The organism is Bdellovibrionales bacterium (assembly GCA_018266295.1).
In the GTDB taxonomy this organism is placed as follows: Bacteria; Bdellovibrionota; Bdellovibrionia; order Bdellovibrionales; family Bdellovibrionaceae; genus JACMRP01.
In genome coordinates, this window is record JAFEAQ010000004.1 from 307862 (window position 1) to 327289 (window position 19428).

A 19428-nucleotide genomic window follows, 5' to 3' on the forward strand; every position below is an offset into this window, starting at 1 on the left:
TTAAATTTTAAGGGGTTTTCGCCGAAAAGATAAGTGAAAACCTGCGTGAAAGGGTGAACATGGCAACGATAGACGAACTATTTAAACTGATGGTCGATCAAGGCGCATCGGATCTTCACATTACAAGTGGTGCCCCGCCATATCTTCGCCTTCATGGTAACATGATTGCTTTGAATTATCGCGAACTTTCTAGCCAAGACGTTCAAGGTTTGATCTTTGAAATTCTCAGCGAAAAACAGAAAAAGTCTTTCATCGAAAAATGGGAACTCGACTGCGCTTATACACTCGCAGGCGTTGGCCGTTTCCGTTGCAACATTTTCATGCAGCGTAAAGGTCTTGGTGCCGTCTTTCGTATCATTCCAGAGAAGATTAAAACAGCTCAAGAGTTGAATTTGCCACCGGCAATCATGGACGTTATCGATTGCGAAAAAGGTTTGATTCTTGTGACAGGTCCTACGGGTTCTGGTAAGTCGACGACTCTGGCGTCATTGATCCATCATATCAACGCCACTCGTGAAGCACACATTATCACGGTTGAAGACCCGATCGAGTTCGTGCATCCAAACATCAAATCTCTTATCAACCAACGTGAAGTTGGTAGCCACACGAAGTCTTTCGCCAATGCGTTGAAAGCCGCGCTCCGCGAAGACCCGGATATCTTGCTCGTGGGTGAGTTGCGTGACTTGGAAACGATCTCTCTTGCATTGACGGCTGCGGAAACGGGACACATCGTGTTCGGAACTCTGCACACCAACAGTGCGGCAAAAACAATTGACCGTATCATTGACGTTTTCCCTTCTGGCCAGCAACAGCAGATCAGAACGATGCTCGCGGAGAGCTTGCGTGGAGTTATCGCGCAAACACTCTTTACTCGCGCGGATGGTCAAGGCCGTATTGCCGCCTACGAGATCATGAGAAATACCAAAGCGATTGGTAACTTGATTCGTGAGAGCAAAATCCATCAAATCCCTTCGGCAATGCAAACAGGATCTTCTAGTGGTATGATTCTTTTCGAAAAATACATTGAAGATTTGGTTAGAAAAGGAAAGGTTTCTGCACACGACGCAAAAACGTTCCTCGGCAAAGAGGGCGACACGACCGTTGCCGGTCCTGGTGGCGCAACGAAAATTGGTTAATCCCTGGCGGCTCGAAAGAGCCGCTAAGTTTTTGTGCCTCTATAAAACTTGCTAGCTTTTTGACTTTATAGCTAAGACTCGATAACCTCCCTATGAGCGAAACCGGGAGGTCCTTTTGAAAAATCTCGCCTCATACATTGATCATACAATTCTCAAGCCTGAGACCACCGAAGCACAAGTTCGACAGATCTGCCAAGAGGCTCTCGATAATAAATTCTTTAGCGTTTGTGTGAACACAAGCTTTGTTCCTCTGTGTAAAACTCTGTTGAAAAGTTCGCAGGTAAAAGTTTGCGCTGTTGTCGGCTTTCCTCTGGGTGCTATGAGCACTCCGGCAAAAGCTTTCGAAACTCAGTGGGCTGTTGAAAATGGCGCTGATGAAATCGATATGGTGATTCAGATTGGTGAACTCAAAGGCGGAAACTACGATTACGTTCGCGAAGACATTCGCAAGGTGGTTGAAGCCGCTCAAGGCCGCACTGTAAAAGTCATCATCGAGACCTCCCTGCTCACGCAAAATGAAAAGATCAAAGCTTGCGAGCTCAGCAAAGAAGCTAAAGCGCATTTCGTGAAAACAAGTACCGGATTCGGCGGCGGCGGTGCCACGGTTGATGATGTGAAACTGATGAAGAGTGTTGTGGGCGATGCTTTGCAAGTTAAAGCCAGCGGCGGCGTTCGCGATCAGGCCACGGCTGAAGCAATGATTGCAGCCGGGGCTACCCGCCTCGGCACAAGCTCGGGCGTGCAGCTGGTTAAAAATCAAAATGTTACTGGAGCTTACTGATGTCTTTCCTTCCAGCAGAAATTATTAAAGCAAAACGTAATGGTGGGACTCTTTCGCCAGAGCAGATCGAAGAATTTATTCTTGGCTATGCTCGCGGACGCATTCCTGATTACCAAATGTCAGCACTTCTCATGGCGATTTACTTTAAAGGCATGACCGCGGATGAGACGCTTTCACTGACAAAGGCCATGCTTCACTCGGGCGAGATTGTCGACTTCTCGGATATTCCGGGTTTTAAGGTTGATAAGCACTCTACCGGCGGGGTCGGCGACAAAACCAGTTTGATCTTAGGACCCGTTGTGGCCGCAGCAGGAATTGCTGTGCCCATGATTTCAGGCCGCGGCCTCGGTCATACCGGTGGAACGCTCGACAAACTTGAAAGCATTCCTGGTTTTAATACTCAGCTTGATTTGCAGACATTTAAAAAAATGATCGCGAAACATCAAATTTGTTTTATCGGTCAGACCAAAGAAATTTGTCCTGCCGATAAGAAAATCTATGCTCTTCGCGATGTGACGGCGACAATTGAAAGCTTGCCGCTGATTTGCGCAAGTATCATGTCAAAAAAGATCGCCGAAGGTATTGATGGCCTTGTTCTCGACGTCAAATACGGTTCGGGCGCGTTTATGAAGCGTCCGGAAGACGCTGAAGAGCTTGCAAAAAAACTTATGGGCATTGCTCAAGGTTACGGCAAAAAAGTTGTGGCAATGCTTACAAACATGGATCAGCCGCTCGGCCGTTTCGCCGGAAATTCTCTTGAGGTGGAAGAGTGCGTGGAGATCATGCAGGGCAAAGAACATCGCTTTTACCATGATACTCGGGAACTGAGCTTGTGGCTCTCGGCACATATGCTGCACATGTCTGGAAAAGTAAAAACCGCCGATGATGGTTACAAACTTGCGACTGAAATGCTCGTTTCCGGTAAAGCATATAAAAAATTTGAAGAACTGTGCTCGATCCACAGCGGGAACCTATCGGCATTGCCAAAACCAAAATACAAAATCACTATTCCCGCAGAGAAATCCGGTTTTGTGAGTGCATTTAACACAGAATCTATCGGTGTTGCGGGTATCTTGATTAAAGCCGGCCGTGCAGTGACAACAGATGTGATTGCTCCAACGGCGGGTATTGAGTTCCATGCAAAAGTATCGGATTCTATTCAGGCAGGAGAGCCTATTTACACTCTTCACGGAGATGATTTACAGCTCTTAGAATCTGCAGTTCCTATGCTCAAATCCTCAGTCACTATCTCCTTGCAAAAACCGGCAAGTCCGAGTTTGATACTTAAAACTCTTGTTTAGAGGAAACTATGGTATTTCAAAAGCTGACTGAAACTGTAAAATACATTCGCTCGATCTCTGCCAGCAAGCCACGTGTCGGAATTACATTGGGCTCCGGCCTAGGTGCTTTCGTTAAAGAGCTCGAAGTCGAACACACGATTCCTTATCACGAAATTCCTTATTTCATGCCCCCAACGGTTGAAGGCCACCAAGGCAATTTGATCTTTGGTAAAGTCGGCTCTCAGCAGGTGGTGGTTCTTCAAGGACGCAATCACTACTACGAAGGCCACAATATGGAAACCGTTGTGTTTCCGACAAGAACTCTAGCGCTTTTGGGTATCGAATCTTTGATTCTTACAAATTCGGCCGGCGGTTTCGGTGAAACAATGCAGGCTGGTGATTTCATGATCATTGAAGACCACATCAATTTGATGGGCACAAACCCACTCATGGGCCCAAACATTAAAGAATTGGGTCCTCGTTTCCCGGATATGACGGAAGCGTATGATAAAAAACTGATCGAAAAAATGGAACAAACGTTCCAAAAGCAAAATATCCGCTATCATAAGGGCATCTACTGCGGCGTAAGTGGTCCTACTTACGAAACGCCGGCAGAAGTTCGCTACTTGAAATTGATTGGCGGCAAAGCAGTAGGTATGAGCACGGTGCCTGAAGTGATCGCGGCAAATCATCTGGGTTTGCGTGTGGCTGCTTTAAGCTGCATTACGAATTTAGCAGCAGGCATCTCTCGTCAGAAACTTTCTCACCAAGAAGTGACTGATACTGCAAAGCAAGTTGAGAAGCAATTTACAGGCTTCTTGAAAGAGTTTGTTCAGTCCATCTAGAGGTAGGCATCTATGTTGGTTTTAAATGAGAACACATCGAAGCAAGAACAAAGGCTAAGAACCGAGTTCATTGCGCTGGCGATAGGTTTAGCAAAAATGCTCAACGAAGCTGGTACAAAAACTCAGGCAGGCTTAGAAGGCTTCCCTCATTTTGACAACCTCGAGCTTCACGACAAAAAAGTCGCTATTGAAAGCCTGCGTTTTTATCATGATCTTTGCCGCGATCAGGTTGATGAAGGTCAGCCTTTGCGCGACAGCAAGAAATTTACTTGGCGGGCGCTTGTAAAGTTGGGTTTGAGTCCACAATCTGACTTCTTGGATCGCATTGAAAGCGGCGATATTGTGGAACTTTATAACGAAGAGCAGGTTCAGCTTTTCCGCAACCTCGAGTTTTTCGATATTTGTTCTTACACAATTGAAGAGCTTTTCTGTATCCAATGGTGGAGACTTTTCCGCCGTGATGAAGCCGTTTCCAAAAGCATCGTTCAACTCGTCAGTGATCTTTTTCAAAGGAAGTATCCTAACGGCGTGAGCGGTCCGCTCCCACAACACTTAGTTGTGGAATCTATCTCCCGCGATAAATTCAAGATGGATTTCTATATGAAATATATTGGCCCCCTTTACAAAAATAAAAAGGTCGGCGCCCTGATTTGTATTGAGCAAGCGGCCCTCGTTTAGAGGCCGCGCCCTAGGTCTAGTTGACCCATTTCAAGACTATATAATTTGCAAAACCAGCCGATGAGCTAACCGAGGTACTTCGTTTCGCTTGTCTCACTGATGGGACCAGCAAGGTTCCTCGGGAGACAACATGGACGTTGGATTTCGCTCGATCATAGCTCTTACATTTGCCTCTGTTTCTATTTCCGCGTGCAGCCCAAAAACGACGACTTCGGTTTTTCCAGAGAGTGGCAACTACGCAAGCTCTCGCTGCTCGGGCCAAGCGCTCACTACACGCTACATCGTGCAGTGGGAAGACGGAAAATTCTCGGTTGAAACGGCCGCGAGTCTCGATCATTTCAAAAAAGATTTCCTCGAACCAAACTTAGATAAAATTCGCAAAGTTGAATACGATCGCATCGTGAAGTTTGAGCGCAGTACCGACTCCGGCACTGTAAATACGAATGATCTGAACCCCGACGATTACTGGGGACAGAACATGGTTCAAGCCGGCAGCGTTTGGAGCCAAGGTGTTTACGGTCAGAACGTGATCATCGGTGTGGTTGATTCTTTCGTCGATACGACGGGCACTCAGATCGCTCCGCGAATTGCTTACAATACCGGCGAAGTTCCGGGCAACGGTGTCGACGACGATCGCAACGGCTTCGTTGATGATTACGCCGGCTATAGCTTTATTTCAGATCCCACTCCGGGCGCTGCTGTGAGCGAACACGGAACCCACGTTTCAGGTATCATTGCAGCTGATTCGACAAAGGGTTACATGAAGGGCATGGCTCCGCAGGCAAAATTGATTCCTGCGCCGTTCATCGATAGCGCCAAGGGCGGCTCGATCGGTGACGCGATCTTAGCTCTACAATATGTGAGCTCTCGTGGAGCAAAGATCATCAACGCCAGCTGGGGTGGAGCTCCGTGCATGGATTCTCTCCGCAACGCGTTCATTGATCTCAACAACAAAGGGATCCTTGTGGTGGTTGCCGCGGGTAATGACGGGACAGATATTGATTATTCTCCGGACTACCCTGCCGCTTTCAACATGCCAAACCAGTTGACCGTCGCGGCTTCGACGGCGGCGGACTATATGGCCTCTTGGTCAAATAGCGGTTTTAGTTTGGTTCACTTGGCGGCTCCGGGCGCAGACATTCTCAGTACTTTGCCGGGAAATCGCCTTGGTTACATGAGCGGAACCTCCATGGCGGCTCCATTTGTTACTGGCGCCGCGGCTCTCCTCTGGAGTGACCGTCCTCAAGCAACGGCATTACAGATTAAGAGCGCCTTGATGCAATCCGTCGACGTCACTGCGACCCACGAATTTAAAGTTCAAACGATGGGCCGCATGAACGTCAAAAAAGCCCTCGATACTCTTCGCCAAATGGTTCCTTAGCGCAGCGCCGTAAGCCATTGCTGCGCGTCCACTATTTCGAGTGAGATTCAGCCTCGACCCATGGTAAAAACCCTCTTTCAAGTTCTTTTGGAAAGGGTTTCTCATGAGGTATTATATCTCTGATCTAAAAGATTATGTGGGTCAGAAAGTAGAGCTCAAAGGTTGGGTCTACAACACCCGCTCATCTGGTAAAGTTAAGTTTCTTGAACTTCGCGATGGCACAGGCACAGTTCCTTGCATCTTCTTCCAAGCTGATTGCGGCGACGCCGCCTATGCGTTGTTTGACCAAATGTCGCAAGAAAGTTCCGTTCGCGTTGTCGGCGTGGTTCGTGAACATCCTAAGCGCAAAGGTGAATTCGAAATCGGCGTGAGTGAAGCAGAAATTCTCGGCAAAGCTGAGGGTTATCCAATCACTCCGAAAGAGCACGGCACAGACTTCTTGATGGACAACCGTCACTTGTGGATCCGTTCAAAACGCCAACACGCGATTTTGCGCGTCCGTGCGGAGATTATCGCGGCTATTCGCGATTTCTTTGACGGCAAAGGCTTCACTCTGACAGACGCTCCGATCTTTACTCCGGCTGCGTGTGAAGGAACTTCGAATCTTTTCGAAACTCAGTACTTCGACGAAAAAGCTTACTTGTCACAATCAGGTCAGCTCTACATGGAAGCAACGGCGCGTGCCTTCGGTAAAGTGTATTGCTTCGGTCCTACTTTCCGCGCAGAGAAATCTAAAACTCGTCGTCACTTGATCGAGTTCTGGATGGTTGAGCCGGAAGTGGCATTCAACGACATGTACGACAACATGGAGCTCGCGGAGCAATTCGTTGAGTACATCGTTCAGCGTGTTTTGAAAAACCGTGCGGACGAGTTGAAGGCGCTTGAGCGCGATACAAGCAAATTATCTCCGATCATCGCTCCATTCCCTAAGCTTCACTACAAAGAAGCTGTGGAAATCATCTTGAAAGAAAATCCTGCTTTCGTTGTGGGCGACGACTTCGGCGCACCTGACGAAACCATTATCTCATCAAAATTCGACAAACCTGTGTTCGTGCATCACTACCCTGCTGCGGTGAAAGCTTTCTATATGAAAGAAGATCCGAAAGATCCAGGATACGCGATGGGTTCGGACCTTTTGGCAACAGAGGGTTACGGCGAAATGATCGGTGGCGGTCAGCGTGAAGAGAGCATCGAAACTCTTTTGCGTAAAATCAAAGAACACGGCTTGAAAGAAGCTGATTTTGCTTGGTACCTCGATGTCCGTCGCTATGGCTCAGTTCCTAGCAGCGGTTTCGGCTTGGGCCTTGAAAGAACAGTGGCGTGGATCTGTGGTTTGCCTCACATTCGTGAGACGATTCCATTCCCTCGCTTGTACGGTCGCTCTTATCCTTAAACTCTTATTGGAGAATACATGGAAGAAACAAATACTCTTCAGCAAAGACTCGCTGACCTCGACAGAAGAAACGAGCAAGCAATGCAAGGTGGCGGTGCTGCCAAGGTTGCAAAGCACAAACAAGGCGGACGCCTTTCTGCTCGTGAGCGCTTAGATATCCTTTTGGATCCAGGCAGCTTCGTTGAGATGGATCGTTTCGTTACTCATCGTTGCACGAATTTCGGTATGGATAAAACCGCAGTTCCTGGCGACGGTATCATCACTGGTTACGGCCGCGTGAATGGTAAGTTGGTTTACGTTTCTAGCCAAGACTTCACTGTCATTGGCGGCTCAATGTCTCGCACTCAAGCTAACAAAGTCTGCAAAGTGATGGATCTCGCAGCGAAAAACGGTGCGCCTTTTATTTGCTTGAATGACTCCGGCGGCGCTCGTATCCAAGAGGGTATCGAAGCTCTCGGTGGTTACGCTGATATCTTTACTCGCAACGTAATGTGCTCTGGCCTCGTTCCGCAAATCACTGCGATCATGGGCCCATGCGCTGGTGGTGCGGTTTATTCTCCATCTATCACGGACTTCGTTTTCATGGTGAAAAACACGAGCTACATGTTCGTAACTGGTCCTGATGTAATTAAGACTGTAACTCACGAAGAAGTAACTAAAGAGGAATTGGGTGGCGCAACCACTCACTCTTCGAAGTCCGGCGTTGCTCACTTTGCGACGAACGATGACAAGCACTGCTTGCTTATGATTCGTGAGCTTTTGAGCTTCGTTCCTTCAAACAACTTGGACGATGCTCCGACATTGCCAACCAAAGATCGTCCAGATCGCTTGGTTGAAGCTTTGAATACTTTGATTCCAGACAACCCTAAGAAACCTTATGACATGCTCAATATCATCACTGAGTGCGTGGATGAGGGTTACTTCTTGGAAGTTCACAAACACTACGCTCAGAATGTGATCGTAGGCTTTGCGCGCTTTAACGGCCGCAGCGTTGGTATCGTTGCGAATCAGCCAAATATCTTGGCTGGTTGCTTGAATATCGAAGCGTCTCGCAAGGCGGCTCGTTTTATCCGCTTCTGTGACTCTTTCAACATTCCCGTTGTGAGCTTCGTAGACGTTCCGGGCTTCTTGCCTGGTAAAGACCAAGAATGGAACGGCATTATCACTCATGGTGCGAAGTTGCTTTATGCTTACGCCGAGGCGACAGTTCCAAAAATCACTGTCATCACTCGCAAGGCTTACGGTGGCGCTTACATCGTTATGGGTTCTAAGCTTCTTCGTTCTGATGTGAATCTCGCCTACCCTTCTGCGGAAATCGCGGTTATGGGTGCTGATGGTGCGGTAAACATCATCTTCCGTGAAGAAATTGCGAAGGCAAAAGATCCAGCAGCTGAGCGCGCACGCTTGACGGCTGAATACGAAGCGAAGTTCAGCAATCCATACGTGTCTGCAGAGCTTGGCTACACGGACGAAGTGATCGAACCTGCGTTGACTCGTAAACGCATCATTGATTCGTTGGAAATGCTTAAAAATAAACGTGACGTTATGCCGGCGAAAAAACACGGCAACATTCCTCTGTAGGAGTTTGGTATGCAGAAGCCTTTTAATAAGATTCTCATCGCAAACAGAGGGGAAATCGCGATCCGCATTATCCGTGCGTGCCGCGAGCTAGGAATCACCTCTGTAGCGGTCTTCAGTGATGCAGACCGAGACAGCTTGCACGTCTTCCTGGCGGATGAGGCCTATCACATCGGCCCATCCCCTTCGAAAGAAAGCTATTTGAACTATCGTAAAATCTTAGAGGTCGCTAAAACTGCCGGTGCCGACGCTGTCCACCCTGGTTATGGCTTCCTCTCTGAGAACACGACTTTCGCTAAGGCCTGCGTCGATGCAGGAATCAACTTCATCGGCCCGACTCCGGAAAACATCGATGCTATGGGAGACAAAATCTCTTCGAAGCTTCTGATGAAAAAAGCCGGTGTTCCGACAGTTCCTGGTTCTGACGGCGGCGTTGAGACAGTTGAAGAAGCACTCTCGATCGCAGAAAGAATCGGCCTTCCGATCATCATCAAGGCGACCGCCGGCGGTGGCGGTAAAGGGATGCGCGTAGTTCGTAAGATGGACGAGCTTGAAAGTGCTTACCGCGCTTGCCGCTCTGAAGGTCAGAACTACTTCGCAAACCCGACTGTTTACATCGAGAAGTTCGTTAACGATCCAAAACACATCGAGATCCAGGTTTTCGGCGATAAACACAATAACCATGTTCACTTATTTGAACGTGAGTGCTCTGTTCAACGTCGTAATCAAAAGATCATCGAAGAGTGTCCTTCTCCTTCAGTTCCGAACGAAGTTCGCTTGAAAATGGGCGCGGCAGCTGTTCGCGCGGCTAAGCAAATCAACTACGTTGGTGCTGGTACAATCGAGTTCATCTTCGACAATCAGACGAAAGAATTCTACTTCATGGAGATGAATACACGTCTTCAAGTAGAGCATCCGATCACTGAGATCGTATGTGGTTTCGACTTGGTGAAAGAGCAGATCTTTGTAGCTGCCGGCCGTCCTCTGAGCTTTAAGCAAGAAGATATCCGCCAGAAGGGTCATGCGATTGAAGCGCGTATCTGTGCGGAAGATCCTATCACATACAAACCATCTCCAGGTGTGATTCGTGCCTGCCGTCACCCACAAGGTCCTGGCTTGCGTATCGACTCTTATGCTTATCCTGGTTACGAAGTGCCTATCTTCTACGATCCAATGATCGCGAAGGTGATTACTTTTGGTGAGACTCGTGATGAGGCCATCGATCGTATGCAGCGTGCTTTGACTGAGTTTGTATTAACGGGAATTAAAACCAACATCGTTCTTCACAAGACGATCTTGGATCATCCGAAATTCCGTGATGGTTCTTACACGACTCAGTTTATCGAAAAGAACTTCGAAGTTATCGAACCGTTACTCTTTAAAGAGATCGACGATCCGATGTTCTTAATTGCTGCTGCCATTACGGCGTATAACGACCGCAAGTCGAAAGACGTTCGCCAGCTCAATATTACTTCTAACTGGAAGCGTACGGGCCGTAAGCTTCAATTGAGGACTTAATTATGTATTTCGAAGCAGAAATTAAAGGCCGCAAGTACAAAGTCGACGTCACCGAGCAAAGATCTAGCTGGAAAATTTCCCTTCAAGAAGAGGGTAAAGACTGGAAGCACTACGATATCTCTAAGAACGATTATAAGTTCGCGGAGGAGTACGTGAGCTTCCTTTTCGAAGGTAAGTCTTATTTGATCGATGTTGTTGGACAAGATACTGAGTACACAGTTTTCGCGCGCAACTCGTTCCGTACTATCAAAATCTTCAATGATGAAATGCTCTTGCATGAATCACTGAAGAAAGGTGGCGGTTTCGGTGGCGATGAAGAACTCAAGGCCGGTATGCCTGGAAAAATCATCGAAATCTTCGCGAAAAAAGGCGATGTCGTGAAAGCGAATAAGCCACTTCTTATTATGGAAGCCATGAAAATGGAAAATGAGATGCGTGCGTCTCGTGACGTGAAGATCAAGGAGATCCTCGTTAAACAAGGTGATAGCGTCGAAACAGGTGCTGTTATGATTAAATTCGAGGAGCCTTCTTAAACTTTCCCTAGGAGGTTTCTTTGAACCAAACTCTGCTTTTTCCCATTGCAGAGTTTTGGTGGCTATATTTAGCCTTTGTCGGTTTTGTGATTGGGATGTTGGCCCTTGATTTGGGGGTCTTTCATAAACACTCACACACCGTTGGATTCAAAGAAGCCTTGCTCTGGTCTCTTACCTGGATTTCTCTCGCCCTTCTTTTCAATCTCGGTCTTTATTATATCTCTCTCGACACATTTCATGATCCGGCCATTGCCAAAGAAGTCTCTTTGGAGTTCTTAGCTGGCTACCTGATTGAGAAATCACTCTCGATCGACAACATTTTCATTTTCGTCGTCGTCTTTGGTTTCTTTGCAATCCCAGCAAAGTATCAGCACCGGGTTTTGTTTTTCGGGATCCTTGGCGCTCTTGTCTTTCGAGCCATTTTTATCGCCCTTGGAACTTTGCTAATTCAATATCATGCTGTCGTGATTCTGTTTGGAGTATTCTTGATCATTACGGGCGTCCGCATGGCCGTTAAGAACGAAGTCCACGTAGACCCTTCCTCGAATTGGTTGATTAAGTTTCTAAAACAGCGACTGCGCGTAACTGATCACCTTGAAGATGATCATTTCTTTGTGAAGCACGAGGGACTGACCTATGCGACGCCACTTTTTATTGCGTTGGTTTTTTTAGAAATGACAGACATCGTTTTTGCGGTCGACTCAGTCCCCGCTATCTTTGCTATTTCGAAAGAACCTTTGATCGTCTTTACTTCAAATATCTTTGCAATTTTGGGGCTGCGTTCTCTTTATTTCCTGCTCGCTGGGGTCATCACGAAGTTTCATCTGCTCCGCTATGGCCTCGCCGCCGTTCTGGTCTTTGTGGGGCTAAAGATGGTGTGGCTCAATGATCTTTATGATGGGAAGTTCCCGATCGGCTGGTCGCTTATCATCATCGCACTCTGTATTGGCGGCTCGATGATCGCATCCCTGATCATCAAGCCTCGCCATTAGCACTACTGAAACACACCGTCCATGGTGATATTCTTAGCATTAAAGCTCGTTCTGCGAATAGATTCCATGAAACCTGTTTGACATTGGCCACGAAGAACCGCGTCCCCCGCACCAATCATTGCTGTGTAAACACCATCGACCTGAAGCACATTTAAAGAAGTAATTACGCCCATATTCGGCGCAACTTTTCTAAGACTCGACAGAAAGTGATCCCGGGAATCACAAGACATGAGTCCTAAAATAGAAGGCTTATGACTGCCTTGCAGTCCCGAGATCATTCTCTTTAAGCCCGGGCGATTCGGTTTATAGTAACCGTTGTAATTTACTTTGTTCGTTCCCTTAATCAGAATCGGCGGATTGAAATCAGGCCCGCCACCATTGCGAGAATGTCCAAAATAGAAAACAACATCCGCATTTTGAAGCGCATCCCGGAACTGGGCTTGTGATGCCGCGGAACGATCCGCTTGTTCGCCAGCATATCTACCGATATTTGCACTGTAGTACTCAGACACCGAAGGGTAGTACATCTGAATTTTCGCAAGAACGCTCTTACCCTGAATGTTAACTCGTTTTGTGAACTGATAGGTGCTGTCTTGGTTGAACCCGCAGAACTCAGCATCGCCAGGGCATCTTCCGGTTAGAATACCTCGCACTGCCTGATACGCGCCAGGATCGATCGATGGACTATAGCCGTAATTTGTGCCATCCTTGTTTACTTCTGTGCCGGTTGTCCAATCGAAGTAGCCCATGATTATGCGGATATCGAGAACTCCGTCGTTGATCATCCGATTGTATCGACTGACACATCTATCTCTTTGGGCGGCCGGTAGACGGTCTAACCTGTCTGTATCGAGTCGGCCAAGACTTTTCAGATAATCTCGGCCCATGCTGGTGAAATCCCTTTCGTACAAAGTTGCTTTTGCCTGAGATGCAGTCACCACGATGGCAAGTAACAATAATAACTTTCGAAGATTGTCCATAATCCCCTCCCCGCTAAAAAGCTTAGAGAAGGAATGCAAAATGTATTTGAATTTGTTGAGATGAATTCAGCAAAAGGGAATTTATTATTCCCGTTCGTTAACTGCCGCGAGGGCTTTTTTCTTCTCAAAGAAACCGACAAAGAACACGGCAATTTCATATAACACAATCATAGGTACCAACATCATGATCATGCTGAGCAAATCAGGTGGAGTGATAATCGCCGCAGCCACCGCCAGAGTCATAATCGCATAACGTCGTTTATCACGCAGGAATTTTTGCGTAACAACACCCATCAGGCCCAAGATGATCAATATCAACGGGAGCTCAAACGCCGCACCGAAAACCAAACACATTTGAGTGAAGAAGCCCAAATAGTGATCAATCGTGATCATCGGTTTGTCGACATCGCCTCCGTAGGTCATCAAAAAGTGAAAAGCCATTGGTAAAACGACGTAATAAGAAAACGCCGTGCCCAGCATGAAGAGGCCTGAACCTGCACCGATGAATCCAACAGCGTACTTTTTTTCTTTAGAGTAAAGACCCGGAGCAACGAACAACCAAACTTGGTAAAGCCAGAATGGACAAGAAATAATCACACCGCACACAAAAGAGATTTTTAAATGCGCAATGAATTTATCCATTGGTGCTGTAAACACCAAACCGCCTGTCGGCAAATAAGGAGCAATCGGCAAGCGAACGAAGTTAAAAATCTTCTCACTGAAACCATAGCAAATGCCTGTAGCAATAATAAGTGCATAGCCGGCATACATGATACGAACGCGAAGCTCACTCAGATGCTCTACAAGACTTTGATACTTTTCGTCGCGTTGATCGTTGGTTTCAATCATGATTTTTTCGTTTCAGAAGAATCGGCAGGTTTGGCCTCTTCTTTGACCTCTTGGATTGCTTCGTCTTTGGCAAAAGGCTCAGAGGGAGCGTAATTGCCACCTTCATTTGGTTTGTGAGCTTTTTGTTCAGGCTTATCTTCGAGGCGAATTGGGTCGATTTTTACTTGAGCACGAAGTTCTTCACTAAAAGAATTTGAAGCGCGGCGAAGCTCATTGAGCAAGCGACCAAGAGTTCTTGCAACCTCTGGCAATTGTTTTGGACCAATCACCACGAGAGCCAAGATGGCTAAAAATATAATTTCCGGCAAACTCAAACCTAGCATGATTTTAACATAGCGAAAGGGCCCGGCGCAGTCACGCGTTTAATACTGACGGCCTCTTTTGGCTTGGTCCTGGGTCATAGGAAGAACGCCCATTTCCGTCAATTTTTCGCGCGCCAGCTCAGAGCCGGTCGTCATATAGCGGTCGTATAGCCGCAGAACACTCTCGTTGCTCTTAATAAGGGAGCTATGGCTGATATAGGTTAGCACGTCCACGAAATCAATAAAGCGACGAGAAATAGTTGAGTAGACCTTGGCTGTGGTGTCCTCGCGCACACATGTTGCCAGTGTCGCATACGCGACTCCGCCCATATTCACGTAGTAATCCACATCCACAATTTTACGCTGAAGGGAGTCGCCAAAAAACCCACTCATATAGAGTGAGCGATCACCTAACTTTTTAAGCAACTCCACCTTCACAATTTGGTCTTGAGCGTTGTTGGCGTGAAGGTACATTTCCGCTAAAGTTTTAGGAACCTTGCGGCCTTGTTCATCATAGTCAGGATCAAAGAGATTCTTGGCATCAAGGTAATACTGAAGGAGATCAACAAGGTAAGTCTCGACATGGGGATAAGTTTCCAACTTGCGTTGAGCAAAACCCTGCCGCACGAGATCCTTAAAAAAATCCCCCGGAGATACGAAAAGTTCAGCACCTGCGTTCTGTTGTTTCGACTCTTTTTGAGACACGCTTTATCCTCTGACTTTCATTATATCAGATTATTTTGGAACGGCGCCAAATTCTCAAAACGAGCCAAGACCTAGGGCTTAAAACGGATTTTGTGGTCCTACCACGCTGATCACGAAATGCTGCTTAAAGAGTCTTTCCGCCAAAGCCTGTAAATCCGCGGCTTTCACGGCGAAGTACTTATCGGCAACATCTAGACCTTCGCGTGGATCTAGCCCGTAAATACGGTCGAAAAGAATGCTGTTACTGATCGCACTCTTTCTTTGGAGGTCAATATCATGGCGCCCAACGATGTATCTTTGGGCACGCAACAGTTCCTGCTCAGGGACTTTTGTTTCGATGAGCTTACGGAATTCTTCCTTCATCATTGCAATCGCTTTTTTCACTTTTTCAGGCGAACAGCCGATGTACGCACCGAAGTATCCGGCCTCGAGCCCTTCCATACGCATAGGTGCTACAGAGTATGCGAGTGAGTTTTTATCGCGAAGTTCAATGAAGAGTCTGCCGCCCTGGCCCGACAAAATCGATTGGATCACTTCCAATTGATAGCGTTCTTCATCGGTGATGGTTAAGCCACGAACACCCATAACCACGTGACTTTGCTCTTTTTTAGATTCTTGATAGAGGTAATGTTCTTGCTTGATAGGATCGAGCGAGAACGTGCTTTCAAACTTCTCGCCCTTCGGCAGTTCAGAAGCCAGCTTTTTAAGACTTTCCATCCAGAACGATTTATCGAAATCACCCACGACTGAAATAGTGAAGTTGCGGGACGCTACGATTTTTTCATAATACGCGCGAAGCGCGTCGGTCTGAATTTGTGAAATACTTTCTTGCGTGCCCATCATATCGCGAGCATATGGATGACCACTAAAAAGTGTCTTCATAAACTGCAGTATCGCAATCTGCGACGGGTTGTCATTGCGAGACTTGATCTGATTTTTCAGAATTTGCTTTTCACGTTCAATCACCTCAGACGGGAACAGTGGCGCTGCCAACACGTCTGAGAAAACTTCAAACATCGGCTTCTCATAGACAGAAAGATAATCCATGCTCACGCCGACAGAATTTCGGCCCGAGAAAGCGCCCAGGCCCGCGGCCATTTCGTCGATTTTCAGATTGAGCTCAGTTTCATTGAACTTCTTGCCGCCACCTGTCCACGCGCGCGAGAACATCTCAGTCAAACCCGCTTGCGATTCTGGTTCAGCACGCAAACCGCCCAGGAAACCCGCACGGACAGAGACTGTCGGCGTTTCTTTCTGAGCCTTAAATAGAACAGTCACTCCTGGCGCAATTGTGACTTCTTCAACGTCGGTCGCGGCTCCCCCGCTGGATTTTAGGGACAGCTTTTTCGGCGTAAACTTCACTGGCTTTGCTTTTTTAGCAGGCTTGGCTTTTAACGAGTTTTTTAAATCTTTAGCAAACTGCTGGCAGATTTTTTCAACTTTTTTGACGTCTGTTTTCGTCAACACACAAATACTCAACTGATCCGCCGTGAAATATTTTTTCGCAACCTTCGAGATGTCTTCAGGCTTCAGGGCATAGATCTGTTTAAGGTATTTCTTAAAATACTCGTGATCGCCCATATAAAACTCAAGCGTTCCGGCTTTGCGGGCAATTCCATCCACTGTTTCAAGTGAATAAATTTGCTCACTCGCTAAGTTCGTCACGGCTTTTTGCATCTCGGCGGCACTTGGCGGGTTGTTCACGATTTCAACGATGTGCTCACGAATTTTCGTCAGAGACTCTTCGAAGTTCACATTATCAAGGCCCATAGAAACGGCAAGAACTCCAGCATCTTGCGGAGTAAACGCATAAGATCCCACGGAGTTTGTCAGTGGCTTTTCCAGCCGCAATGAATGCATTAAGCGCGAGCTGTCACCCTGGCCCAGAATCAAACTCATAACCTCTAATGCCGGTACGTCTTTGTGTTTAACATTCGGTGCCGGCCAAGCAAGATAGGCCACTGTTTGCTCAAACGTCGACTCTTGAACTTTGATTTGGTTTTTCTTTACTGGCTTAATTTTCGGTCGAGTCGAACGGCGTAATTTGTAGTCTTTGAAGTCGCCAAAGTACTTTTGCACTTTCTTTTTCATTTCCGCCGATTCAAAGTCACCGGAAATAACGAGGAACATATTGCGCGGAACGTAACGCGAGTGAAAGAAGTCTGCGATTTTCTTAGCTGAAAACTTACGAACGTTTTTATCGTAACCAATTACGGGGATTGCATATGGATGTCCCTTAAAGACGCTTGAAAACATCATTTGGCTGCCCGCACGGCTTAGGCTGTCTTGGCCACGTTTGATTTCTTCGATAACGACTTCGCGCTCATTATCAATTTCCTGCGGGTCAAATGTCGGGAAGCCCATCATCTCACTGATCACGTCCAAACCCACATCTGCAAACTGCTTCGAAATAGTTACATAGAAAACCGTTTGGTCAAAAGACGTATAGGCATTGAGTTCCCCGCCAGAGGCCTCCACCACCGATGCGATTTCGCCCACTTTGTATTTACGAGTGCCTTTAAAGACCAAATGCTCGATAAAGTGACTAATGCCTTCTTCAGTCTTTTTTTCATCGGCGCTTCCGGTTTTCACCCACATTTGTACTGAAATCACCGGAGACTTATGAGATTCTAACAAAAGTACTTTAAGGCCGTTTTTTAGTTGAAATTTTTTAGACATAACCTAAGTAGTGCTCCTATGAGTTTTGGAATTTACGTTCACATTCCCTACTGTATCCAGCGTTGCACGTATTGCGACTTTGCGACCTATGAGCAGTTTAAAATCCTGCCGCCGCAGAAGTATGTCGAACTTCTCTTTGAAGAAATCCGCCAAAAGAAGGCCTACTACCCAGCTCGCCCACTTGATACTTTGTACTTCGGTGGAGGCACGCCCAGCCTTATTCCTTCAGAGCTTATTGTAGCCATTATTCAAGAACTCGCAAAGCACGGCTTCACGACTGGACCTCAAACCGAAATCACGATCGAGATCAACCCAGCTACTGTGGACGAAAAGAAACTCGCCATGTACCTTAGCGCGGGCGTCAACCGCTTTAGTGTCGGCGCTCAGACCTTTGACGACCGTTTGCTAAAGATGGTTCATCGCGAACACAATGCTCAGCAGACGTTGGATACCCTAGCTCTTCTGCGTAAGCACAATTTGAATTTCAGCTTCGATATTCTTTTCGCCCTGCCTTCACAAACTGTCGAAGGTCTTCAGCGCGACGTTGATATTGCAATTGAGCAAGGTGCAAAACACATCAGCCCCTATTGCCTAACCGTGCCTGAGGGGCATCCCTTGTCAAAAGGCCGACCGATTGAAGACGATCAGGTCTCGATGTTTGAGATTATTTCTGAAAGATTGCAGTCTCGTGGCTTCCATCAATACGAAATCTCGAACTTCAGCCTGCCCGGCTACGAATCTCGCCATAACGTTCTCTACTGGGCAGATGAAGAGTATTGGGGATTGGGACTCAGTGCGCACTCTTACTCTAAGAACGCACCTTGGGGCCTTCGTTATTGGAATCTTTCGAATATTAACGAGTATGAAAAACAGATCCTGTCACAAACTGGGAAGGCATTCACAAGTCCCGACAGTCAGTTGCCTGACACCCAGTATGAACGCCTCGATAAACATCAATCATTGACGGATTTCTGTCATACTTCTTTGCGTATGTTGAGTGGCCTTGATCCGGTCAAGTTAACCACCAAGTTTTCCACAGAAACCGCTGACAAAGTGCTGAAAATTCTGCGTCGTTTACAGACTCATAATTGGCTCCAGATCAATGACAATGGGCATTGGTCCCTGACAAAAGAGGGCGTTCTTATCAGCAACCAAATCTTCGCTCAATTGACGTTTTTAGAGGACGAGATTTAGCTCTGTCACATTGACTTTTCCCAATGAGTACACAATCTTAGTTTGATGTATATTGTACTTAAAGGAGTCTCTTGTGTCTGATCAAAATCCAGCGGATCAAAACGATAAACCAGCTTCTGATGGAGCCACTTCTTTTGACGTTTCTTCTGAGATCAAAAAACTTCAGGAGCAAAGCGAAAAATACAAAAATGATTATCTTTATCTGCGTGCGGAATTTGAAAATTACAAACGCAACGCAATTAAAGAACGTTCTGAGGCTTTGAAGTATGGTTCTGAGCGCATCGTGAACGACGTTCTTGGTGTTGTAGATAACTTTGAGCGCGCACTACAAACCAAAGTCACTCCGGAATCTTTTAATAATTTTGTTCAAGGTGTGGAGATGACGGCCAGCGAATTGAAGGCCGTTCTTCAGCGCAATGGCGTCACCGAGGTTAAGTGTGAGGGCACTGCCTTCGACCCGAACTTCATGGAGGCTCTCAGTTCCGAGCCAACAAATGATGTTCCTCCGGGCCATGTCGCCCGCGTTTTCAAAAAAGCGTACAAACTTCACGACAAGGTGATTCGCCCTGCTCAAGTGGTGGTTGCGAAGAAACCTGAGTAAAGA

At 47.0% G+C, this 19428-nt stretch carries 18 protein-coding genes; 13 read left to right on the top strand and 5 right to left on the bottom strand.

What is annotated here, in order from left to right; all coding sequences use genetic code 11:
• Positions 1-59 precede the first annotated feature (59 nt).
• The 11 genes from JSU04_01865 to JSU04_01915 all read left to right on the top strand — a co-directional run bounded on the left by JSU04_01865 (position 60) and on the right by JSU04_01915 (position 12115).
• The gene (locus JSU04_01865; GenBank protein MBS1969020.1) at positions 60-1136 is read left to right on the top strand and encodes a type IV pilus twitching motility protein PilT; all 1077 of its coding nucleotides are present in this window, start codon (positions 60-62) and stop codon (positions 1134-1136) included.
• A 115-nt stretch (positions 1137-1251) separates the two neighbouring features.
• Entirely contained in the window at positions 1252-1917 is a 666-nt protein-coding gene (gene deoC / locus JSU04_01870) for a deoxyribose-phosphate aldolase (GenBank protein MBS1969021.1), read from the top strand.
• Positions 1917-3218 (top strand): thymidine phosphorylase, encoded by a 1302-nt coding sequence (locus JSU04_01875; protein ID MBS1969022.1) that lies wholly within the window; start codon positions 1917-1919, stop codon positions 3216-3218. Before deoC ends, JSU04_01875 begins: the two co-directional genes overlap by 1 nt.
• 8 nt (positions 3219-3226) lie before the next feature.
• Positions 3227-4042, top strand: a complete 816-nt coding sequence (locus JSU04_01880) for a purine-nucleoside phosphorylase (protein MBS1969023.1) — start codon at positions 3227-3229, stop codon at positions 4040-4042.
• Between the two features lie 12 nt (positions 4043-4054).
• Positions 4055-4720 carry a hypothetical protein gene (locus tag JSU04_01885; GenBank protein MBS1969024.1) on the top strand — a complete coding sequence of 222 codons (666 nt, stop codon included), beginning with the start codon at positions 4055-4057 and terminating at the stop codon, positions 4718-4720.
• 130 nt (positions 4721-4850) lie between these two features.
• Entirely contained in the window at positions 4851-6101 is a 1251-nt protein-coding gene (locus JSU04_01890) for a S8 family serine peptidase (protein MBS1969025.1), read from the top strand.
• Between the two features lie 103 nt (positions 6102-6204).
• A complete protein-coding gene (gene asnS / locus JSU04_01895; protein ID MBS1969026.1) occupies positions 6205-7494 on the top strand; it encodes an asparagine--tRNA ligase in 1290 nt (429 codons plus the stop codon).
• A gap of 18 nt (positions 7495-7512) precedes the next feature.
• Positions 7513-9075, top strand: coding sequence for a methylmalonyl-CoA carboxyltransferase (locus JSU04_01900; GenBank protein ID MBS1969027.1), 1563 nt, complete (start codon positions 7513-7515; stop codon positions 9073-9075).
• Positions 9076-9084: 9 nt separating this feature from the next.
• Positions 9085-10590, top strand: coding sequence for an acetyl-CoA carboxylase biotin carboxylase subunit (accC, locus tag JSU04_01905; protein MBS1969028.1), 1506 nt, complete (start codon positions 9085-9087; stop codon positions 10588-10590).
• A 2-nt stretch (positions 10591-10592) separates the two neighbouring features.
• Positions 10593-11123, top strand: a complete 531-nt coding sequence (locus JSU04_01910) for an acetyl-CoA carboxylase biotin carboxyl carrier protein subunit (GenBank protein ID MBS1969029.1) — start codon at positions 10593-10595, stop codon at positions 11121-11123.
• Positions 11124-11143: 20 nt separating this feature from the next.
• Positions 11144-12115 (top strand): TerC family protein, encoded by a 972-nt coding sequence (locus JSU04_01915; protein ID MBS1969030.1) that lies wholly within the window; start codon positions 11144-11146, stop codon positions 12113-12115.
• Positions 12116-12117: 2 nt separating this feature from the next.
• Here JSU04_01915 and JSU04_01920 read toward each other — a convergent pair whose 3' ends face one another.
• From JSU04_01920 to JSU04_01940, 5 genes are all read right to left on the bottom strand, one after another.
• Entirely contained in the window at positions 12118-13095 is a 978-nt protein-coding gene (locus JSU04_01920) for a hypothetical protein (GenBank protein ID MBS1969031.1), read from the bottom strand.
• An 84-nt stretch (positions 13096-13179) separates the two neighbouring features.
• On the bottom strand, positions 13180-13944 hold the full coding sequence (tatC, locus tag JSU04_01925; protein ID MBS1969032.1) for a twin-arginine translocase subunit TatC: 765 nt from the start codon (positions 13942-13944) through the stop codon (positions 13180-13182).
• On the bottom strand, positions 13941-14267 hold the full coding sequence (locus tag JSU04_01930; GenBank protein MBS1969033.1) for a twin-arginine translocase TatA/TatE family subunit: 327 nt from the start codon (positions 14265-14267) through the stop codon (positions 13941-13943). The genes tatC and JSU04_01930 overlap by 4 nt, the downstream gene beginning before the upstream one ends.
• Before the next feature lie 39 nt (positions 14268-14306).
• The gene (locus tag JSU04_01935; protein MBS1969034.1) at positions 14307-14951 is read right to left on the bottom strand and encodes a hypothetical protein; all 645 of its coding nucleotides are present in this window, start codon (positions 14949-14951) and stop codon (positions 14307-14309) included.
• 78 nt (positions 14952-15029) lie between these two features.
• Positions 15030-17630 (bottom strand): insulinase family protein, encoded by a 2601-nt coding sequence (locus JSU04_01940; protein MBS1969035.1) that lies wholly within the window; start codon positions 17628-17630, stop codon positions 15030-15032.
• An 18-nt stretch (positions 17631-17648) separates the two neighbouring features.
• On the opposite strand from JSU04_01940, the gene hemW reads away from it, so the two are divergent.
• A complete protein-coding gene (gene hemW, locus JSU04_01945; protein MBS1969036.1) occupies positions 17649-18824 on the top strand; it encodes a radical SAM family heme chaperone HemW in 1176 nt (391 codons plus the stop codon).
• A gap of 73 nt (positions 18825-18897) precedes the next feature.
• Positions 18898-19425: a nucleotide exchange factor GrpE gene (grpE, locus tag JSU04_01950; protein ID MBS1969037.1), complete on the top strand. Its 528-nt coding sequence runs from the start codon at positions 18898-18900 to the stop codon at positions 19423-19425.
• The last annotated feature ends 3 nt before the right edge of the window (positions 19426-19428 follow it).

What these genes read in the sequence shown, in the direction of transcription:
- JSU04_01890 (MBS1969025.1), top strand. Translation starts at nt 4,851, where the DNA reads ATGGACGTTGGATTTCGCTCGATCATAGCTCTTACATTTGCCTCTGTT.
- asnS (MBS1969026.1), top strand. Translation starts at nt 6,205, where the DNA reads ATGAGGTATTATATCTCTGATCTAAAAGATTATGTGGGTCAGAAAGTA.
- JSU04_01875 (MBS1969022.1), top strand. Translation starts at nt 1,917, where the DNA reads ATGTCTTTCCTTCCAGCAGAAATTATTAAAGCAAAACGTAATGGTGGG.
- JSU04_01930 (MBS1969033.1), bottom strand. Translation starts at nt 14,267, where the DNA reads ATGCTAGGTTTGAGTTTGCCGGAAATTATATTTTTAGCCATCTTGGCT.
- JSU04_01940 (MBS1969035.1), bottom strand. Translation starts at nt 17,630, where the DNA reads ATGTCTAAAAAATTTCAACTAAAAAACGGCCTTAAAGTACTTTTGTTA.
- hemW (MBS1969036.1), top strand. Translation starts at nt 17,649, where the DNA reads ATGAGTTTTGGAATTTACGTTCACATTCCCTACTGTATCCAGCGTTGC.
- JSU04_01920 (MBS1969031.1), bottom strand. Translation starts at nt 13,095, where the DNA reads ATGGACAATCTTCGAAAGTTATTATTGTTACTTGCCATCGTGGTGACT.
- JSU04_01900 (MBS1969027.1), top strand. Translation starts at nt 7,513, where the DNA reads ATGGAAGAAACAAATACTCTTCAGCAAAGACTCGCTGACCTCGACAGA.
- accC (MBS1969028.1), top strand. Translation starts at nt 9,085, where the DNA reads ATGCAGAAGCCTTTTAATAAGATTCTCATCGCAAACAGAGGGGAAATC.
- JSU04_01880 (MBS1969023.1), top strand. Translation starts at nt 3,227, where the DNA reads ATGGTATTTCAAAAGCTGACTGAAACTGTAAAATACATTCGCTCGATC.
- JSU04_01885 (MBS1969024.1), top strand. Translation starts at nt 4,055, where the DNA reads ATGTTGGTTTTAAATGAGAACACATCGAAGCAAGAACAAAGGCTAAGA.
- tatC (MBS1969032.1), bottom strand. Translation starts at nt 13,944, where the DNA reads ATGATTGAAACCAACGATCAACGCGACGAAAAGTATCAAAGTCTTGTA.
- JSU04_01865 (MBS1969020.1), top strand. Translation starts at nt 60, where the DNA reads ATGGCAACGATAGACGAACTATTTAAACTGATGGTCGATCAAGGCGCA.
- JSU04_01910 (MBS1969029.1), top strand. Translation starts at nt 10,593, where the DNA reads ATGTATTTCGAAGCAGAAATTAAAGGCCGCAAGTACAAAGTCGACGTC.